This window comes from Caballeronia sp. GACF4, assembly GCF_023631025.1.
GTDB lineage: Bacteria > Pseudomonadota > Gammaproteobacteria > Burkholderiales > Burkholderiaceae > Caballeronia.
Genome location: NZ_JALQDW010000036.1, coordinates 33457 through 52919 on the forward strand (window position 1 = coordinate 33457; position 19463 = coordinate 52919).

Consider the following 19463-nt stretch of genomic DNA (forward strand, 5'->3'; position numbering starts at 1 on the left):
CCGTTGGAAGGTCAAGCGGTGCGCCCGAGCGACGCGTAGTGGGTGAGCGCGTCATCGAACCGTTGCGCGGACCAGGCTTCTTCGATTGCCTGGTTGAACAGATCCTGCTGTGTGGCCGGCGCAAGACCGTTGAGCGGCGGATTGATATCGAGGTTCGTCGGGAACGCGTAGCCTTCCGCGCAGGAAGCGATGATCGTCCGCGTTTCCGTATTCGTGATGCGTCCTTCGACACGCATCTCGCGCAGCACGGAATAAAGCGCGGCGCACATGCGGTTGCGGTCGAGCGACTCCATCGCACGTCCATACGCCGACGACACCTGTAGCAGATTCGCCATCCGCTGAACGTCCGTGGTCCGGTTCGAGCCGGCCGCATGAAATAGCGCGGGGCTGAAGAAGATTGCATCGCCCTTTTTCAGCGGCAACTGCACGAAGTTCGCTTCGAAGTAGTCGCGGAAGTCTTGCCGCCGCCACGCGACGTAGCCTTCGGCATAGCGCTGCGAACAGGGCAGCAGCTTGGTGGGACCGCTTTCAACCGGCATGTCGCCATGCGCGACCGCGCCTTGCAAAGTGAGAAACGGCGACATTGCGTGAACGTGCGCGGGAACGCGCTGCGCCTCGTCGACCGTGAGGAAACCGAGGTGGAAGTCGCGATGCGCCTGCTGCGCCGCACCGCCCGGCCGCACGACATTCACTTGCGATGTCATCTGATAACCCGGCCCCAGCCACGCTTCCGATGCAGCCGCGATGACGGGATTGGCGAAGTATCGGGCGAAGACGGCTGGCGCTTTCAGGCAGAGCTTTTCCTGCGCGTTCCAGATGCGGTCGTTCGCTCCGGCCTTGGCGAAGTGGTCCGCCTTGCCGCCGCCCGCAGCGCGTTCCTCGCGAATGATTGCCTCGAAGACTTCGGTAGCTTCGTCGATGGGCGCGGTATCCGCATACGCTTCCCGAAGCACGAAAACACCCGCGCCCTTCGACAGCACGTGCGCCCATTCCGCGAGCAAGGACTGGCGACGCGCGGCATCGCCGAGCACGTTCTCGAGTTCGGGGCACGCATAAACAGGGATGCGCTCGCGCACTTCGGCGCAGTACTCGAGCGCTTCAATGTCATCCGCGGCTTCGACCTGCGCCACGAAGTCGCTCACCGAACAATCCTCTTCCCGATACCAGCCCGACCGCTGCGCCGACGTCATGGTGTCTCCTCCACTCTGGCGACAAGCTTAGTCTTATCGACGCGGGCTGCGTTATCATCGAAACATCAAAAACACATCAAAACGCCGGGACGCGAAGCCATGTCTCACCCGTTTCTGATCAAGGAAATCGCGCTTCAGGCGGGTGTCGGCACCGCCACCGTGGACCGCGCGCTGAACGGGCGGGCGCACGTGCGCGAACATACGCGGCGGCGTATCGAACAGGCGATCAGGGAACTGGAACAGCAGCAATTCCAGCTGGCGACGACGGGCCGCAAGATCGTCGTCGATGTCGTCGTGGAAGCGCCGCGCCGATTCGCCGACGAGATTCGCGAGGCGCTGGAAGCCGAAGTGCCGGGCCTGCATCCGGCCGTGTTCCGTATGCGCTATCTCATGCGCGAAAGCATGGTTGCGTCCGAGGTGGTTCAGGCGCTGCGCGACATCGCGCGCCGGGGCAGTCACGGCGTCTTCCTGAAAGCGCGCGATGTGCCGGAGATTGCGAGCGCGATTGCCGAGCTTCAGTCGTGTGGCATTCCGGTGGTGACGGTTTTCACCGACATCCCGTCGTCTGGCCGAATCACCTACGCGGGCCTCGATAACCGCGCGGCAGGCGCCACGGCGGCGTATCTCATCGGACAGTGGCTGGGTCGGCGGCCGGGCAATGTGCTCGTCACGTTGAGCCACGAACGTTTTCGCGGCGAAGAGGAACGCGAACTGAGCTTCCGGCAGGCACTACGCGCGCGCAACCCGCGGCTCGCCTTGATCGATGCCAGCGGTGGCCACGGTCTCGACGCGGCGACGGAAGAACGCGTGAGGCAGGCTGTCGGCGGTGGCCAAAAAATCGCGGCGGTCTATTCGATCGGCGGCGGCAATGTCGCGATACTCCGAGCGCTCAAAGCATTGGGGCTTCGGCCGAAGTGTTTCGTCGCGCACGATCTGGACCGGGAGAACACGCATCTGCTGCGCGAGGGCGCGATCTCCGCTGTGCTGCACCACGATCTTCGGCAAGACATGCGTTCGGCCTGCCAGCACGTGATGCAGTTTCACAAGCTGCTTCCTGCTTCGGGCGTGGCGCTGTCGTCGTCGGTCGTGGTGGTCACGCCCGAAAACATCCCGGCCTTCGTGGCGTCGCGCTTTTCTGCAAACACGGGCACGCGGCCTAGCGTGTGACCGGGTGAACGCGGTCCTGTCGTGCCGACCTTCTCCTCGATGCCTGACGCGCCTTTTCGCGCGGCGAGTTCGACAGACGCATCATCAAGCGCAGCGCCATCATCGCGCCGACGGTTTCCAGTACGGCGGCTGGCACCCACATGATGAGTCCGCCGAGGCTCTGATCGAGCGCGGGCGGAACGGACGTGAACGCGCGACCGCAAACTTCGAACACTGGGTAGAGATCGCGCGAGCTGAAGGTGATCAACGCACCCGCCAGAATTTGCGGCGTCATGGTGATGACGGGCGACAGCACGCGCAAGCCAGGCCGCGCGCGGCTCGGCGGGCTCGGGCGATGATCGAGGATCATCCACCAGTACATGAGTCCGCTGATCGCGACGGACCAGTTCATGAAGCGATAAATGCGCCAGTCGAGCATCGACACGAATTGGATTGAAGGCAGCAGCCACACGAGCACCGACACGATGAACGCCATGCCGATGACCGTAGGATTCAGCAGTACCGCTCCGAGCAGACGCGCGCCGCGACTGCGTTGCCAGTTCCGTAGCAGGGGCCGCCAGGCGAACGGCAGGCCCGCACGCAGCGCGGCGCCCGGATACGAAGCCATGAGAACGAGCGGCGCCAGATGATGCAGCACGAGATGCTGCAAACGATGCACGAAGAACTGATGCTCGGCGTAGTAGTCCACTTTCGTGTGCAGCGCGACGTAGAAGAGGACGATTCCGGTCCAGAACGCGATGCGTCGCGCCACGCTCATGCGCGCCTTTCGCGCGCCGCGCGCAAACAGCCCGGCCACGACGATAAACACGGCAACCAGCGCGTACGACGGCTCCCACGGTTCGAGCAAACTGATGAGCGACATAAGAAGACAGGCGAGAGTGCGAGTGTGCAATGGCGTGCATGGTATCAACCGCGCCTTGAATTCTGCTGACCGCCGCCGCGTATTCGACGCGAACGCGCCGTATGACATCGATTGCATGCGACGGTAAGTCGCGCCACGCGCCGGCCGAATCCCGCGCGAAAACCCATATCCGCTTAAACTCGTCGGTTGCCGCGACGCACGCCTTCACGTTGCCGACAAAACGGTATTATCGTCGGCGAATCGCTTGCATTCGGCACGCAGAGTTTCCTTTGAAAGCCTTTAGCCTTTAGTCGATGACAGACGAATTTTCCTCGCATCAGGACGTTGCGGCGCTTCAGGCCGAAATCGAGTCCTTGCGTGCGCAACTGAATTCACGCGACAACGCGCACGAACAAGTGCTATGGCAACTCAGTCGCGATCTATTGGCCGTCGCCGACGAACAAGGCTCGCTCGCGAACGTCAATCCCGCGTGGACGCGCAATCTCGGCTGGTCGCTCGACGAAATCATCGGCCAGAATCTTGGCGAGTTCGTGCATGAGGAAGACCGCGAGGAAACGCTGGATGCACTGCAAAAGCTCGATCGCGACGGTTCCACCGCTGAATTCAAAAGTCGCATGCGCACGGCTTCGGGCAGTTATCGTCTGCTGGACGGTCGAGTGGATCGCATGCGCGGACGCATTTTCATCGTGGCGCGCGACATCACGGAACTGCGCGAGCGCGAGATCGCACTGAACGATTCTCGAGACTTCGCGCGGCTTGCGCTGTCGGCGGTCAGCGGCGTGGGCGCGTGGACGTATGAGGTCGCAAGCGACTGCTTTTTCTGCGATGCAGCCGTGTCGGAGCTCTACGGCATCGACGCCAAGGAAGCCGCGCGCGGCATCAGGCGCGAGGGATTTCTCGCGAATGTCCATCCGGACGACCGCGCCGCGTTGCAGTCCACGATGTCGGGCGGCCTCGTGCGCAGCGGCGATCTCGAACTCGAGTACCGCATTCTTCATCCCGACGGTTCTACCCGTTGGGTCTTGTCGCGCGGCAATACGCATTTCAACGACGCAGGCGTGCCGGTGCGGCGCACGGGCGTCGGCATCGACATGACTTCGCAGCGGGACCTCGAACAGCAGCTGCGCCAGAGTCAGAAAATGGAAGCGGTCGGGCATCTGACCGGCGGCATCGCGCACGACTTCAACAACATGCTGCAAGGCGTGATCGGACCGCTCGAACTCATCCGGCATCTCGTCACGAAAGGCAATACCGCTGGCCTCGATCGCTTCATCGAGATGGCGATCTCTTCGGCCAAGCGCGCGGCGGGGCTCACGCATCGTCTGCTGGCGTTTTCGCGCAGGCAGCCGCTCGCGCCGAAGTCGGTGGATATTCGCGAGCTCGTCGTATCGCTCGAAGACCTGATTCAGCAGATGGCGAAGGAGACCATCGCGCTTTCCGTCGTCGCGGATGCCGAGCCGTGCTTCGTGCTCTGCGATACGAACCAGCTCGAAAGCGCCTTGCTCAATCTCGCGATCAACGCGTGCGACGCCATGCCCGACGGCGGGTCGTTGTCCATCGAGACATCGCGCAAGACGATCAGCGAGAAAGAGGCACGCATGCACAAGGATGCGCGCCCCGGACAGTACGTTTGCATCGCGGTCACGGACACCGGCTCCGGCATGCCGCAATACGTCGTCAATCAGGCGTTCGAGCCATTCTTTACGACCAAGCCGCTCGGGCAGGGCACGGGGCTCGGATTGTCGATGGTCTATGGCTTCGTCGGCCAGTCCGGCGGCTTCGTGACCATCGATAGCAGCGTCGGCGTCGGCACCGTGGTGCGACTGTTTCTTCCTGAAGAGATGGAACAGGCTGACGCGGCACCGGACGCGTCGGTCCACCGCAAGGAAATCGGCACGGGCGCGGGCGAAACCATCCTCATCGTCGATGACGACGAAACCGTTCGCTAGGTGCTCCAGGATTTATTCGAGCGCCTGGGCTACAGGACGATGACCGCGCACGACGGTCCCTCGGGGCTCGCTGTCTTGCAGAGTAAGACGCCGGTCGACTTGCTGATTACGGACGTGGGCCTGCCTGGCCTAAACGGCAGACAGATGGCCGATGCCGCCCGTATGCATCATCCCGCGTTGCCGGTGTTGTTCATCACGGGCTATGCGCAAGCGGCGACCGCGAACAACTCGCTGGATACAGGCATGCAGATGCTCACCAAGCCGTTTTCGACGGAGGCGCTGCTTGATCGCGTACGCGCCATGCTCGGCGCCTGAACTTGCGAGAAGGCGCGCGAATCTGCTAAAAGCCGCCTCGCAACAAGTGCAGCGACGCCATGCATTGCAACAGCGCACCGCCAGCGAGAAAACACCCGACGACGCTGAGCCGCACGCGCATTCTCCAGTCTCCGACCGATGTGTCACCCATGATTCGGCGCTCCTTTGAGCGGTAAAAGCAATTCCGCGCGACTCCCATTCAAGCGAGCCGCGCGATGAACCTACCCGTGATGCGAAGACTTACACGAAGGCACTGCTCATATTCAGACTGCCGTTGACGCCTGCCGGGAAAAAGCCGCCTTTGTTCACTGCCGCCTTGCTCAGATAAACGATGTTGAGCACATCGTCATACGAGCGGCTGAACGCGATGCCGTTGCTATCGAGCGGGACGATGTTCGAGATTTGCGACGACGCGCCCGCAATACCCTGATCGACATCGCTGGATGAATCGAGCGAATCGCGCGCATCGGAAATGGCTTGCGTCGCGGTCACGAGGCTCGGTGTCTGAATACCCTTCGTATAGAGCACCGTGCGAACGAGACCCGCGTGATAGGCCTCGGCCGCGAGAATGCCCGCTGCCGCTTCCAGATAGGTCTTGTTCGTAATGAGCGGCGACGCGCCCTTATAAGCGGTCACGCCCACGTCCTCGAAAATATAGGCGCCGAGGAGGAAGTTGTTGTCGTTCAGATAAGGGTTGAACGCCGTGCCAGCCGGAGCCAGGCCCGCCGCTTGGGCCGCGAGCGAGAAGGCCCCGCTCGGATCGACACCGCCGACATCGAGCGCGGGCATCGCCACGGCGGATGCGCCTAACGCCGTGCGAAGGAACGCCACGTGCTCCAGTTCATCCTTGGCAATCTCGCGTGCATAAGCGGCGACGACGGGATCGGAGAACTGGACTTGTTGTCCGGCCACGACCTTTCCTGGCGTGCCCACGCCGCTCATGAGATTGGCGGGGAGTCCTGCGCCGGTCGTTGCGTAGGCATAGAACGTTGCTTCGAGATATTCGAGATTCAATGCGAAGTTGAGAATCTCGGCATCGGTTGGGCCGGTCGCGGCATTGGCGTTATCGCCCGAGCCGCCTCCGCAGGCGCCGAGAATCGTGCCGCCGACGAGCCCTAGTCCCAGGCCGCCAGCACTCCGAAAGAACTGGCGCCGCTTTTCACGTCGTTCCACTCGACGGTCGAGCACCGATGTCACCGCAATATCTTCGAGCATGTCAGTCTCCTTTATCTCAGGTAGATGGGCGTACATGTTTTCCGCACGGACGAAGGGGCATGCGCCGCGCTTCTCCAACGGACTGTTTCGATGGTGAGCAGACTCGACCGATACGTCTGGCAGCCACGTCGACGGATACGTTGAAGATCGTGCGAAGAGATTCGCGCTGTAACACATGCTTGCATCTATTCGGTGATTGACGAGTTCTTTACTCGATGCGGGACGAGCATCGGGAAACATGACGGTGCTCGAATAAAGATGTATTTGCATCCGCAAGACACGCACTTGCGTATAGCGTAAGTGGCGTCAATCGCTCTCTTCAACTTCTTCATCCGACATGCCGTATCTACAGTCTCGCCGCTTATCGCTCAAGCTCGTTTCCTGCTTTGCCGTGTTGTCGGCGCTGACCGCATGCAGTCCCGTCAGGCTCCTGAATGCACTCGTGCCAAGCAATGATTTCGACGTACAACGCGCCGTTCCTTATGCAGAAGGTGACAGGCACGAAGCCGATATCTATGTGCCGCGCGCATCCACGGATAACCCACGCGGCCGGCCGATGGTCGTGTTCTTCTATGGCGGAAGCTGGCAATCGGGAAGCCGTCGTGACTACCTCTTCGTGGGCGAGGCGCTGGCGTCGCGCGGCATCGTTACGGTCATTCCCGATTACCGCTTATATCCGTCCACCCTTTTTCCAGGTTTCGTCGAGGACGCGGCTGCCGCCGTTGCATGGGCGAAGGCGCATGCGAAAGACTACGGCGCAGACCCTGAGCGCATCTTCCTGATGGGACACTCGGCGGGCGCGCATATCGTCATGCTGCTCGTCACGGACAAGCACTATCTGGCCGCCGATGGCGTGGAGACGAGTTCGCTTGCTGGCGCGATAGGGTTGTCCGGTCCATATGATTTCCTGCCCTTGAAGGACGATGCGCTCAGGAGCATCTTTCCCGCGAGTCTCAGAGCGGCGAGCCAGCCGATCAATCATGTAAGCGGCCACGAGCCGCCGCTCTTTCTGGGCGTCGGTTTGTCGGATGTAACGGTCGATCCCGGCAACACGTTCCGGTTCGCGGCGCGTGCCAACGAAGCAGGCGACAGCGTCGAGGTGAAGCAGTACGCGGGCATCAATCACGCGATGATCGTCGGGAGCGTGGGGCGACCGGTGCGCGCGCTGTCGCCGCTCATCAAGGTTGCACCGGTGCTCGACGACGTCACCGCGTTCATCGATCAGACGTCACTCAACGCAAGCCGTGCAGCGTCGGCGAAGTGACGCGCGTCATGTCCTTATGATGCGATGCGGCGAAACGCGCGATCGAACATCAGCCGGTCCATCAGCCAGACGGCGAGCATGGTGAGTCCCATCAACGGGAATACGATGCCAAGCAGCGCGAGTCCGGTTTTCCATGCGCGCATGGGCGGCGCCAGTCGCTCACGCGCCGGTGCGCCGAGCGTGCGTTGCGGACGACGCTTCCACCACATGACGAAGCCGGTGACGGCCATTGCCGCGAGGCCGAGCGAAATCGACGCGCACGCAAGTTGATTCCAGAAGCCGAAGTATCGGCCCATGTGCAGCGACGTGCCGTACGAAACCGCCTGCGCAACTGCGCCATAGTCCCGATAGCGGATGTCCTTGAGCACCGCGCCGCTGTATTGATCCACGTAGAGGGTGCGTTCGAGTTTCGGATCGGCGGGGAACCAGGAGACGGTGTAGACGCCCGTTGCTGTCGATGGCACCACGATGTCATAGCCGCTTCCCACGCCAAGCGATGCCGCGATATCCATCACGCGCTGCAACGGCAGGCGTGCGCCTTCCGCCGCGTGCGACTCGGGAACAGCGGCGTTCGTGACGGCCCACGGTGTTTGCGTCAAGGGTAGATCGCTCATCACCATGCCGGGCATGGAATCGCCGTTGCCGGCGTCGTGATGATGTTCGCCGGCATTGTTCGAAGCGGTCGCGACGCTGGCCTTGCCCGGCACGGATGATTGCAGGGGCAAGCCGCCCCAAGCGCCCGCCGGCGTACCGATATTCGCGCTCGTCGCAAGCGCATTGAAGTTTTTGCCCCAGGAGCCCGACCACGGCAAACCCGTAGCCACGAAGAACAGCGCGCCGAGCGCAAGCCAAATGCCCATTACCGCATGCACGTTCTTCCACAAGGGCCGGCCTTTAAGCGAGAGCCGCGGCAGCAGCGCATCGCGCGCGGTGGTCTTCGTACGTGGCCACCATAACGCAACCCCGGTGCCGATCATCACGAGCGTCCAGCATGCGGCGAGTTCCATCAACAGCTCGCCAGCCTTGCCGAGCAACAGTTTGCGATGCACCATGCGATCGAGCTGGATGAACCGGTTCTCGACGCTTAGCGTGCCGAGCACCGCGCCGGTGTACGGATTGAGGTAGACACTTTTCTTTTCGCCGCTCCGCAGCTTGAAGACGAATTCGGCGCTGCGAGAAGGATCGTCGAGAACGTGCACCGTCGATGTGACCGCGCCATGCGGCACCGCCGCGCGTGCATCGTGCATCAGTTGATCGGGAGGCAAACGTGGCGTGGTTCGCGGTGCAACCACCATTTGTTGTCTGTATAACAACGGCTCGATTTGCGGCTGAAAACAATAGATCGTTCCCGTGATGGCGAGGACGATCAGAAAGGGCATCACGAAGAGCCCCGCGTAAAAGTGCCAGCGCCATAGCGTTCGATAACTGCCTTGGGATGCGCTGGCCGCCTGGGCCGCACTCGAGGCGGCGCTGCTGGTCTTCGCGTGCATTGTGTTTCTCCATGCCACTTTCGGTGGCGTACCGTGGGATCGGGACATCACGATGCGAGTGCGCGCGCATGCCTGCGCGACGTTCGGCATCGATCAAGCGGATATCGGCTTCAGGAGAAAGCGGGTGGGGCGCGCGCATGGCGCGAGGTGCGCGGCTCGATGCGTAACGTGCTGACAAAACGCGTGGCGACGAGTTGCGCGATGGCGCGAGCGGTGACCGCAAAGCTCACCGGCAAGCCCGGAATGAAGGGCACATGCGCAAGCAGGCTGCAATAACCGCATGCTTGTCCATCCGGCATCGTGGTGTGCGAGTGAGACGCGTGGTCCGCGTCGTCGCTCATCGATTGCATTCGTTCCATCGGGCAATCCGCGTCCATCGTCATGGCCGGCATGCGCGCGGCGACGACGAGTTGCGAAACCGTAGGCGCGAGCGTTGCCATGAGGATCGCAAGCAATCCAAGCAAGCTGCACCATGTCCGAAAGAAACGGCTCTGCATGTCGCGGTGGGTCAATGAAGATGCCTTAGAAAGCGTAGCGCATGCCCGCGAAAATGCTACGTCCTTCGCCCGGATAGAAGATTGCGTTCGAGGTCGTGCGAGCGTCGGCGACCGTGCTGATGTCGCTCACGTAACGCTTGTTCGTCAAGTTGCGCGCATCGACGAAAACCGAGAGACCATTGCGAAAATCCATTCCCGCCTGCACGCCGAGGAGCGTGTAACCGGGCACGCGCAAGGTGTTGGCGTCATCCGCCCATGCGCCCGCCGGAACCCAGTCCACCGATGCCGATATATGAAACCCGTTGGGCCGCGAATAGCCGAGCGCCGCGCGGATCACGTTCACCGGCACGCCTGCGATGCGGTTGGAGCCGTATTGCGGATCGTCCTTGAAACGGAAATCGCTCAGATTCCAGAGCCCGGACAACGTGATCTTGTCGCCCGCGCCGGCATGCGTGATGTCGCGCAGCACATCCACCGATACACCCGCCTCGATGCCTTGCAGCACGGTCTTGTTGGCGTTGAACGTGGAGGCGGGAATGTCGGGATCGGTCGTGTATTGAAGCAGCTGATCGCGCACGAGCGAGCGATATGCGGTCAGGTCCCAGCTCACGCGATCGCGCGTGCCGCGCGTGCCGATCTCGAGCGTCCATGCATGTTGCGATGCCAGCGGCGTGAAGCGCGTGGTGTTCGAGAAGGTCTGCGTGAGGTCGGTGAAGTCCGGAACATCCTGGCTGCGCGTGACATCCACGAATGCCTGAATGTCCTTGTTCGGTTGCCACAGCAGGCCGAGCTTCGGATTCACGCCGCTGAAATTCTCGCTCGCCGACTTGTAGTTCGGATCGGCGGCGAGACCGCCATGATCGACATATTTGCGCACGTCGCGCAGCGCCTTGAAGCCAGCCATCACGGCGAAGGTCGGCAGAAAGAAGAGCCGGTCTTCGACATACGCTTCGTAGTTATAGGCGCTTTGCGTCGAGTCGAGCGTTTGCGTGCCGCGCTCGCCCGACACGTTCACGTACTGCCGCGCCTGGGTGTTGCCGCCGAAGAAACGCGCGCCCGCGATCACATCGTTGCGCATGCCGCCCACGTCGATGGTCGCCGTATAACGCGGCGCGAAGCCGTAGGTCCAGCCATCCTGATCGATCACCTGGAAGATCGGGTGATAAAGGCTCTTGTGAATGGCCCACGTGACGAAATCGAGCTGTCCGACATCGAGCTTGACCGTCGTGCGATTGGCAATGCGCTCGGTGCGCGTGTCGCGCGCCTGATCGCCGGCAAGCGCGCTCGCGGAAGCCTTCGTGGGATTGTTCAGGGCATCGCTTAGCGACAGCGTGCCGGGCAGTTGCTGATCGATGATGTACGCGCCGAGATAGAAGCGCGTTTCGACATCGGGCGAAAATTTATAACCGATATTCGCGTTGAACTGCTCGTACTGGCCGCGATCGTGATCGCGATAACCGTCTGCATGATTCACCGAGAAAGTGCCGATGAAGTCCAGCGGCCCGACCACGCGCGAGAACTGCGCGCTGCCCCGGATGGTGCCGTAACTGCCGCCCTCCAGCCGCACGATGTTGGGCGCATCCGCCGTGTAGGCGGTGGGCGTGAGGAAATCGATGGCGCCGCCGAGCGTCGACGAGCCATACGCGAGACCGTTGCCGCCTTTATAGACTTCGGCGGATTGCAGCGCGAGCGGGTCGATCTGGTAGTAGTCGCCGCTGCCATCGGCGAGATTGGTGGGAATGCCGTCCTGAAGAATTTCGAGGCCGCGCGTGTGATAGCCGCGTGCGATGCCCGAGCCGCGAATCGACAAGCGCAACTCTTGTCCGTAGCGCGTCTGCACGAACACGCCGGGCACGTTCTTGAGCACGTCGCGCAACGTGAACGCGTAGGTGTCGCGGTAATCGGCGCTATCCACGAAGCCCACGGAGCCGACGGTCTGATCGAGCGTCTGCTTTTGCTTGACGACAGTTTGCGATGTCAGCGAGTTCGCGGACTGGCCCTGGACGATGACTGCGGGAAGCGTGGCGGTCGCGTCGTCTTGCGGCGTCTGCGCAATGGCGCGCGTCGCGAAGAGCGCCGTCATGCCTGTCATCAGCGCGCCCTTTCTGGCAAGTCGTCTCATGATCGCGTCCCCCGTGCGGAAGACGCGGAAGACGTCCCGGCGGGGACGTGCGTATGACGCGTGGACGGCAAAGCGCCGCCACGTTCGAATGTGGTGAACATGGTTCATCTCCGAGTTCGATTGATCGGGACTCGCACGAACAGATGAACGTGCGAGACCGCGCAACACCTCACGGCGGTGCGGCATTGCGTTGGCGGAACGAAGTCAGATCAGAACGGGAGGCGCGCGCGGTTGCGCGGTGGTGAACGGCTGTGCGGGACGCTCGATCTCGGTCCGTGCGACCGCGATACCGCGTGCTGCGGGAACATCGAGCGCGAAGCTCGCGCTTGCGCCCGGTACGACGGGTGTATGCGCGAAGAAGTGACAATAGCCACACGCTTTGCCGTCGAATTGCGAGAGCGCGTCGGGCGAGTGATGACCGGAAGCAGCATCGCTCGATGCCGCATGTGCCGAACACAATTCGGCGAGCGGGATGCCGTTATGCGTATTGGCGGCAATCAGCTGCGAGACCATCGGCGCGAACGTAATCAGCAGCATTGCAAGCAATGCCAGCAGAGAACCCGTTCGTTGATGAGTGCGGCTGCGCATGGAGGCCCAGGCGGGGAGGCAGATGAAAGTCAGCCGATTATGCCATCCGGCTAACTGTCTTTACACGCCGCTAGCGTGAAAAATTCCCGCTATAAGAAATGCTGCGTGGATCCATGTCGCAGGCTGGATCAGCCGCGCGCGTCGATCCAGTCGCGTGCCCAGATGCGTGAGTAATTCACGGCGTCGGCTTCTTTCGAAAAATAGCCGAGCGAATAAAAACGATACTGCGTGTCGATGGGATCTTCGTCGGAACGCTCGAGGAGGAGATTCGCGGAGAAGCTTTGATCGCGCAAACGATGCGCGGACGGATATACCGCATAACCGCGGTAGTTTTGAAAATGTGCCATTTTAATTTTAATGAAGAGGCCTTCCGGCAATAAACACGGAAAGTCAGCGGACTAATGCCGCAAAAACGAAAACTGAAGGATGTCAGGCGAATTAGCCTGTTTGATGAACTGCGCGGGAGAAAATCTGGACTGCGAGATTTGGACTGCGAGGCTCAACTAAAACCCAACTGATATAAAAAAGGACCCGGTTTCCCGGGTCCTCACGCTACGAAGCTACTTGGAGCTTACAGCGGCGTGATGTTCGAAGCTTGCATGCCCTTCGGGCCGCGCTTCGTTTCGAAGCTTACCTTCTGTGCTTCGACCAGGGTCTTGAAGCCTTCCGAACGGATTTCGGAAAAATGGGCGAAGAGGTCGTCGCCGCCGTTATCCGGGCTGATAAAGCCGAAGCCCTTGGTGTCGTTAAACCACTTGACGGTACCGGTATCCATGATATTCCTTGGAAAAAATTTGGATGAAAATTGCTTTGAAACAGCGAAGCTGCAAGGAGGGAATGGACAACGAATACCGCGGAAAACGCACTATTGATGAGCAGCAATCAACTTCTTGAACTTCAGAACGGATTATCACAATTCCACATATTTTAGTCAAGTATATATTTGTCACCGTGAATAAAAGGCGGACCGGAGGTCCAACAACCCGGCTCCGAACCCGCCCGCAACCCATGCTCAGGCTGCCGCAAGCGCGTAGCGCCGGCAATGTTCGAGATAGCCGGTTTCGTGACTGCCCACGAGTTCGACGATGCTGCTCCAAAGCCACAACGGCGCGTCGATCGATTTGGTCTTCGTGCGCCGTAGCTCCGAAAGCCAGCTGCGGCGGGTGTTCTTGTCCATTTGACGCGCGTGCGCCTGACCGACGACGAGCGCGAGATAACGCGCGACTTCCATCGCCTCCGTTTGTCCGATCTGCTCGATCTCCAGCTTCAAATCCTGCGGCAACAATTCGCGCAGGATTACCGGCCGTCCCTGCAGACTCGCGGCGCGCATGCGTTCGCCGAGATGAGGCGAGAGATGGCGCGCGCCTTCCACGACGCGTTCGGCGTGATCGCGCGGCATCGACGTGCCGGGATAGCGCGGCGCGGCGGCCTTGACGCCTTCCTTGATGTCCATGATGCACAGATCGTCGCCTTCGATCACGCCGCCGTCGACATCCAGCAGCACGGCGTAGCGCAGACGTCCGAGCGAGCTACAACCTTTCACCCAGTAGGCGGCGTCGAGCACCGTGACTTCGCCGGTATCCGGGCGTCCGCGCAGGCTCGTCGCGAGTTGCGTCACGCTGGCCTTTTCGAAGAGCGATACGATTTCGGCGCGCTCTTTCTTGCTGATCGGCCAGAAACGGTTGCCGAATGGAATGGTGGGCTGCACGTCGTCGAGCCGCTCGCGGGCAAGATGCTTCCACGAACGGCGTACCGCTTCGCGCATCACCACGCGCACGACTTCGGGCCTGCGCACGGAATTGGCGTCGCTATCCTTGTCGAAGGCTTCGGCGTAACCCGCGAACAGCGCTTCGATCATGTTGATGGTCGTAACGCCGGGCAGCGCCGATCCGCGCGCGGCCGTCGCGAGCGACAAGCCAAGCCGGATCAAATCGTGCGCGGGATTGCCGATAACCGTCTGGTCCAGATCGCGTATCTGGATTTCGATCTTCCCTTTCGCGTCCGCGATCGGGCCGAGATTGCCGGTATGACAATCGCCGCAAATCCAGATGGCCGGACCGTGCGGCAAACTGCGAATCTCGGCTTCTTCGAGCCAGTCGTAAAACTTGATCGTGTTACCGCGCACATAGGCGTGCGTCGAGCGCGCCATCTTGGCGTTGCGCTTGAGCTTCAGGATGTCCTGACGGCTTTCGGAATCAGGCACCTTGGTTTTAGGTTTGAGCATGTGGAGCAAGTAGTCGTGGGCAGAACGGGCGCATCGAGCGCGATTCGACGCTGGCTGCCGATCATCCGGCGCGCCATGTCGTTTTCGAAGCGATGCAATCGCACACCGTGTGCCTGAGCGGCAGACGCGGATTACATCTCCGGAATGCGGATATCCGCCTGGACGATTTCGCTGCCGCGCGCCGATGCGGCGTTGACGGCTTCGTCCTTCTTGCTATATGGACCAATGGTTTCGGCGCCATCGAACGGAAAGAGCAGACGGCCGTCGGTCTTTCTGACGACTTTGAGCGTGCCGAAAAACCCGGAGGTGGGCGAGCCGCGGTAAGACGCATAAATTTCGAAGTCGCCGGCGCTGACGCCAGGCGCGGGAACGGTATAGCGGGAGGGGGAAAGCACGAGCTTCGGTCTTCGTCCAGTCATGATCTTCATCGGTAGCGTACGAGGGCTCGCCGGGAAGCAGCCGGACACCGGGGCAACGGTTTGAGCATCGCGCCGCTCGGGTTTGTCGATCTTCCCGACGAGCGGTGCGAGTACTGACTACTCAGCACTAACCGTTCCAGTCATCGGCCGCCTTGTCGTGCCGGTTCCGACTGGATGAAAGAAAGCGGTATCCGCTCAACGCGACGCTTATGGCGCAAGCAACGGGTCGATAAGCTTGGTGGACCAGGGAAGGATGACGGGCGCGGTTATGGCCAAATGCTGCACGGACAAACGCGAATGCCACGTAACGTGCGACGCGGAACGTGCCGTTACTTCGCGTGGCCCGCAAACCGTTCCATCGCCTTTTCGAAGCGCGGATCGCCGAGATAGCCGACGTTGAAGCGGAACCACGGCGAGACGCTATTCGCGTGCGCCGAGAAAATGGTGCCGGGCGCGAGAATCACGTGCTTGTCGAGCATCTCGCGTGCGAAGGCGATGGAGTCGTCGCAACCGGGCAGCCTGGCCCACAGGTACAGACTCTGATCGCTCACCTTGTAAAGCGTCGCGCCGCAACGCGTGAGCACTTCGACGCCGTTGGCCGTCGCGCGCCGCAGCCGGTCTTGCAGGCGATTGGTATGCCGCAGGAAATGACCGTCGCTGACGATGGCGTCTAGCGTGCGTTCGCAGTATTCCGAGCTGCTGACGTGCGTGAGCATTTTCACGTCGGCCAGATCGCTTGCCAGATCCGCGCCGCACGCCAGAAAGCCGACCCGCAGTGCTGCCGATACCGACTTCGAAAAGCTGCCGACATAGATCGTGCGCCGCAATTGATCGAGCGCGCAGATGCGCGTGGCCGAGCGCGGCTTGAGATCGGCGAGGGCATCGTTCTCGACCACGATCAGATCGTGCGCTTCGGCAAGCCGCAAGATGCGATGGGCCTTGGCCGCGCTGATATCGGTCGCGGTCGGATTATGGCCGACCGATTGCGTGAAGAAGAGCTTCGGACGATGCGTCTTGAGCTGCTCTTCGAGCGCCACGATATCGGGCCCGTCCACACCGCGCGGCACGCCGACGATATTCGCGCCCGAGAGTTTGAGCTTGCCGAAGAGCGCGTAGTAACCGGGGTCATCGACGAGAACCGTGTCGCCCGCGCGCACGAAGTAACGCACGACCATGTCCATGGCCTGATTCGCGCCATGCGTGAGGACGATCTGCGGCGGCGCGGCCTCGATCTCGTATCCGGCCAGCTTTTGCTGCAAATGCTGGCGCAACGGCAGATAACCGAAGCGGCTGCCGTACCGAAAGAGCGACGCGACGCCCGTGCGCACCACGCGCTGATGAAAGTGATCGAGCCGCGTCTCTTCGAGCCACGCGACGGGCGGAAAGCCTTCGCCCACGTTGAGAAAGTCGGGCTTGCTCTGCAACTGTTCGCGCATGAGCCAGACAGAATCCATCGCGCGATCGAGTGTGGGCGCGTCTTCATCCGGTGGTTGCTGCCCGGCGACGCTCGCGACGAAAAAGCCCGCGCCGCGTCTCGGTTCGATCAGACCGCGCGCGGTCAACGCGTCGAACGCGCTGATGACGGTGTTTTTCGAGCAACCGTTCGCCTCAGCGTATTCCCTGATGGAAGGCAGTTTGTCGCCGGCGCGCAGGAGCCCGTCTTCGATCTGTCTGGCCAGATTGTCCGCCAGTGTTCCTGACAGGCTGGGCTTCTCATGGCGCATTGCATCTTCCTCTTATCGCATGTTCGCGTCTGTCATGGGTACAGTGCGCGCGCTGTCTTCTCGAATTGTACCTTTCCATTGGGTACAGCAAGCCTATTATTCGCCCAACCGCCGCACGCCCGCAAGCTTCGCGGGCGACGGATCGGACATCCATCGAAAGAGATAAGAGGAAGACACATGACAGATTCGCAATTGCCCAACTTTCGCGCGATGTCACCCGCGCAGCGCCTGAGCCATATTGCCCAGGCGACTGGCATGGACGACGCCGAGCACGCGCTACTGAAGACGCCCGGCGCGCTGTCGCTCGAAACGGCGGACGGCATGATCGAAAACGTGATCGGCACGTTCGAGTTGCCGATGGCCGTCGCAGGCTACTTTCAGATCAACGGTCGCGACGTGCTGGTGCCGATGGCGGTGGAAGAGCCGTCTATCGTCGCCGCAGCCTCTTATATGGCGAAGCTCGCGCGCGTGGAAGGCGGCTTTCGCACGTCGAGCACCGGTCCGCTGATGCGCGCGCAGGTGCAGGTGGTCGGCGTGTCGGACCCGTACGGCGCGCGTCTCGCTATCCTCAAGCATCGCGACGAGTTGATCGAGATGGCGAACGCACGCGACAAGGTGCTGATCGGTCTTGGCGGCGGTTGCCGCGATATCGAAGTACACGTGTTTCCGGAAACGCCGCGCGGCGCGATGGTCGTCGCGCATCTGATCGTCGATGTTCGCGACGCCATGGGCGCCAACACGGTCAACACGATGGCCGAAACGGTAGCCGGGCGTATCGAGGAAATCACGGGCGGCAAGGTGCGGTTGCGTATCCTCTCGAATCTCGCGGACTTGCGGCTTGCGCGCGCCTCCGTGCGCTACAGCGCCGCCACGCTGCAAACGAAGGAGTATTCGGGCGAAGACGTGATCGCCGGTGTGGTCGATGCATATCTCTTCGCCGCCATCGATCCGTATCGCGCCGCGACGCATAACAAGGGCATCATGAACGGTATCGATCCGGTGATCGTCGCGACCGGCAACGACTGGCGCGCGGTCGAAGCGGGCGCGCATGCCTACGCGAGCCGCGGCGGCCGCTATACGTCGCTGACCACGTGGGAGGTGGCGAACAACGGCGACCTCGTCGGCACCATTGAAATGCCGATGCCCGTGGGGCTCGTCGGGGGCGCGACCAAGACGCATCCGCTCGCGCGGCTCGCGTTGAAGATCATGCAAGTCGAATCGGCGCAGGATCTCGGCGAAATCGCCGTGGCCGTCGGCCTCGCACAGAACATGGGCGCGTTGCGCGCGCTTTCCACGGAAGGCATCCAGCGCGGCCACATGGCGCTGCACGCGCGCAATATTGCGCTGGCGGCGGGCGCGAGCGGCGCGGATATCGACTGGGTCGTGAAGAAGATGGTCGCCGCGCGCAACGTGAGCGTCGACTACGGCATGAGCCTGCTGCAGGGGCCGCGCGATGCATGAGCTTCCGAAGCGCGTGCGGATTGTCGAAGTCGGTCCGCGCGATGGCTTGCAAAACGAGCCGTCGCCCGTCTCGGCAACGGTGAAGGCCGAACTGATCGAGCGTCTGATCGATGCTGGCGTGCGCTATGTCGAAGCCGCGTCGTTCGTCTCGCCGAAATGGGTGCCGCAAATGGCCGATGGCGCGCAAGTGCTCGAGCGCGTGTTGCCGTCCGCGCGCCGCACGGGTACGACGCTCGCCGCGCTCGTGCCGAATCTCAAGGGACTCGAAGCCGCGCTCGCCGCACACGCGGATGAAGTCGCGGTGTTCGCGGCGGCGTCCGAGTCGTTCTCGCAGAAGAACATCAACTGCTCGATCGACGAAAGCATCGCGCGCTTCGAGCCGGTAATCGGCGCGGCGCGCAAGGCGGGCGTGCGCGTGCGCGGCTACGTGTCGTGCGTGCTCGGCTGCCCGTTCGAAGGCGAAATCGCGCCGGAAGCGGTCGCGCGCGTCGCCAAACGGCTTTACGATCTCGGCTGCTACGAGATCAGCCTGGGCGACACCATCGGTGCGGGCACGCCGCTCAAGACGCAAGCCATGCTCGACGCGTGCGCCGCGCAGGTTCCGCTGCAGGCGCTCGCCGGCCACTTTCACGACACGTGGGGCATGGGTGCGGCCAACGTGCTGGCGGCGCTGCAACGCGGCGTGGCGACCTTCGACAGCTCGGTATCCGGTATTGGCGGATGCCCTTATTCGCCGGGCGCGACGGGCAATGTCGCGACCGAGGACATCGTCTACCTGTGCGAAGGCATGGGCATGACGACGGGCATCGACCTCGACAAACTTGCGGATGCGGGCGCGTTCATTTCGGCAGCGCTCGGACGCGCAACATCGTCGCGCGTGGCGCGTGCACTGGAGGGCAAACGCCAGCGGGAAAGCGCGGCGCGCAAGGTTTGACGCACGACATCAATACGATACGAACTCCGTATAAGGAGGAGA

At 61.9% G+C, this 19463-nt stretch carries 18 protein-coding genes; 6 read left to right on the forward strand and 12 right to left on the reverse strand.

Going from position 1 to position 19463, the window contains the following annotated elements:
• Positions 1–11 precede the first annotated feature (11 nt).
• Positions 12–1190, reverse strand: coding sequence for a phytanoyl-CoA dioxygenase family protein (locus tag NCR40_RS28580; protein ID WP_250511442.1), 1179 nt, complete (start codon positions 1188–1190; stop codon positions 12–14).
• A gap of 99 nt (positions 1191–1289) precedes the next feature.
• Here NCR40_RS28580 and NCR40_RS28585 point away from each other — a divergent pair, with 99 nt between their 5' ends.
• Entirely contained in the window at positions 1290–2357 is a 1068-nt protein-coding gene (locus NCR40_RS28585) for a LacI family DNA-binding transcriptional regulator (RefSeq protein ID WP_250469861.1), read from the forward strand.
• Here the strand turns inward: NCR40_RS28585 and NCR40_RS28590 are convergent.
• Complete coding sequence (locus NCR40_RS28590; RefSeq protein WP_250511443.1) at positions 2347–3219, reverse strand: cytochrome c oxidase assembly protein; 873 nt, start codon at positions 3217–3219, stop codon at positions 2347–2349. The two genes, NCR40_RS28585 and NCR40_RS28590, sit on opposite strands and share 11 nt — an antisense overlap.
• Before the next feature lie 293 nt (positions 3220–3512).
• Between NCR40_RS28590 and NCR40_RS28595 the strand changes: the two genes are divergently transcribed.
• The gene (locus tag NCR40_RS28595; protein ID WP_250511444.1) at positions 3513–5168 is read left to right on the forward strand and encodes a hybrid sensor histidine kinase/response regulator; all 1656 of its coding nucleotides are present in this window, start codon (positions 3513–3515) and stop codon (positions 5166–5168) included.
• Positions 5169–5483 carry a response regulator gene (locus NCR40_RS28600; protein ID WP_350029332.1) on the forward strand — a complete coding sequence of 105 codons (315 nt, stop codon included), beginning with the start codon at positions 5169–5171 and terminating at the stop codon, positions 5481–5483.
• Between the two features lie 240 nt (positions 5484–5723).
• Here the strand turns inward: NCR40_RS28600 and NCR40_RS28605 are convergent, their stop codons facing one another.
• Positions 5724–6698, reverse strand: coding sequence for a ferritin-like domain-containing protein (locus NCR40_RS28605; protein ID WP_250511446.1), 975 nt, complete (start codon positions 6696–6698; stop codon positions 5724–5726).
• 442 nt (positions 6699–7140) lie between these two features.
• On the opposite strand from NCR40_RS28605, the gene NCR40_RS28610 reads away from it, so the two are divergent.
• Positions 7141–7962, forward strand: a complete 822-nt coding sequence (locus tag NCR40_RS28610) for an alpha/beta hydrolase (protein WP_244831795.1) — start codon at positions 7141–7143, stop codon at positions 7960–7962.
• 14 nt (positions 7963–7976) lie between these two features.
• Here the strand turns inward: NCR40_RS28610 and NCR40_RS28615 are convergent, their stop codons facing one another.
• From NCR40_RS28615 to NCR40_RS28655, 9 genes are all read right to left on the reverse strand, one after another.
• The gene (locus NCR40_RS28615; RefSeq protein WP_250511447.1) at positions 7977–9452 is read right to left on the reverse strand and encodes a PepSY-associated TM helix domain-containing protein; all 1476 of its coding nucleotides are present in this window, start codon (positions 9450–9452) and stop codon (positions 7977–7979) included.
• 110 nt (positions 9453–9562) lie between these two features.
• Positions 9563–9964 carry a DUF2946 domain-containing protein gene (locus NCR40_RS28620; RefSeq protein WP_250511448.1) on the reverse strand — a complete coding sequence of 134 codons (402 nt, stop codon included), beginning with the start codon at positions 9962–9964 and terminating at the stop codon, positions 9563–9565.
• Positions 9965–9974: 10 nt separating this feature from the next.
• Positions 9975–12071, reverse strand: a complete 2097-nt coding sequence (locus tag NCR40_RS28625) for a TonB-dependent receptor family protein (RefSeq protein ID WP_244831792.1) — start codon at positions 12069–12071, stop codon at positions 9975–9977.
• A gap of 204 nt (positions 12072–12275) precedes the next feature.
• Complete coding sequence (locus NCR40_RS28630) at positions 12276–12659, reverse strand: DUF2946 domain-containing protein (RefSeq protein WP_284507892.1); 384 nt, start codon at positions 12657–12659, stop codon at positions 12276–12278.
• 128 nt (positions 12660–12787) lie between these two features.
• On the reverse strand, positions 12788–13006 hold the full coding sequence (locus NCR40_RS28635; protein ID WP_250511449.1) for a hypothetical protein: 219 nt from the start codon (positions 13004–13006) through the stop codon (positions 12788–12790).
• 224 nt (positions 13007–13230) lie between these two features.
• Positions 13231–13434, reverse strand: a complete 204-nt coding sequence (locus NCR40_RS28640) for a cold-shock protein (RefSeq protein ID WP_244831789.1) — start codon at positions 13432–13434, stop codon at positions 13231–13233.
• A 237-nt stretch (positions 13435–13671) separates the two neighbouring features.
• Entirely contained in the window at positions 13672–14883 is a 1212-nt protein-coding gene (locus NCR40_RS28645) for a DUF2252 domain-containing protein (RefSeq protein ID WP_244831788.1), read from the reverse strand.
• A gap of 131 nt (positions 14884–15014) precedes the next feature.
• Positions 15015–15302 carry a DUF6723 family protein gene (locus tag NCR40_RS28650; RefSeq protein ID WP_250469853.1) on the reverse strand — a complete coding sequence of 96 codons (288 nt, stop codon included), beginning with the start codon at positions 15300–15302 and terminating at the stop codon, positions 15015–15017.
• A 329-nt stretch (positions 15303–15631) separates the two neighbouring features.
• Complete coding sequence (locus NCR40_RS28655) at positions 15632–17026, reverse strand: aminotransferase-like domain-containing protein (RefSeq protein WP_250469852.1); 1395 nt, start codon at positions 17024–17026, stop codon at positions 15632–15634.
• On the opposite strand from NCR40_RS28655, the gene NCR40_RS28660 reads away from it, so the two are divergent.
• The gene (locus NCR40_RS28660) at positions 17018–18487 is read left to right on the forward strand and encodes a hydroxymethylglutaryl-CoA reductase, degradative (protein WP_284507893.1); all 1470 of its coding nucleotides are present in this window, start codon (positions 17018–17020) and stop codon (positions 18485–18487) included. The genes NCR40_RS28655 and NCR40_RS28660 overlap by 9 nt on opposite strands.
• Positions 18480–19421 carry a hydroxymethylglutaryl-CoA lyase gene (locus NCR40_RS28665; RefSeq protein ID WP_250511451.1) on the forward strand — a complete coding sequence of 314 codons (942 nt, stop codon included), beginning with the start codon at positions 18480–18482 and terminating at the stop codon, positions 19419–19421. Before NCR40_RS28660 ends, NCR40_RS28665 begins: the two co-directional genes overlap by 8 nt.
• Positions 19422–19463: the final 42 nt, after the last annotated feature.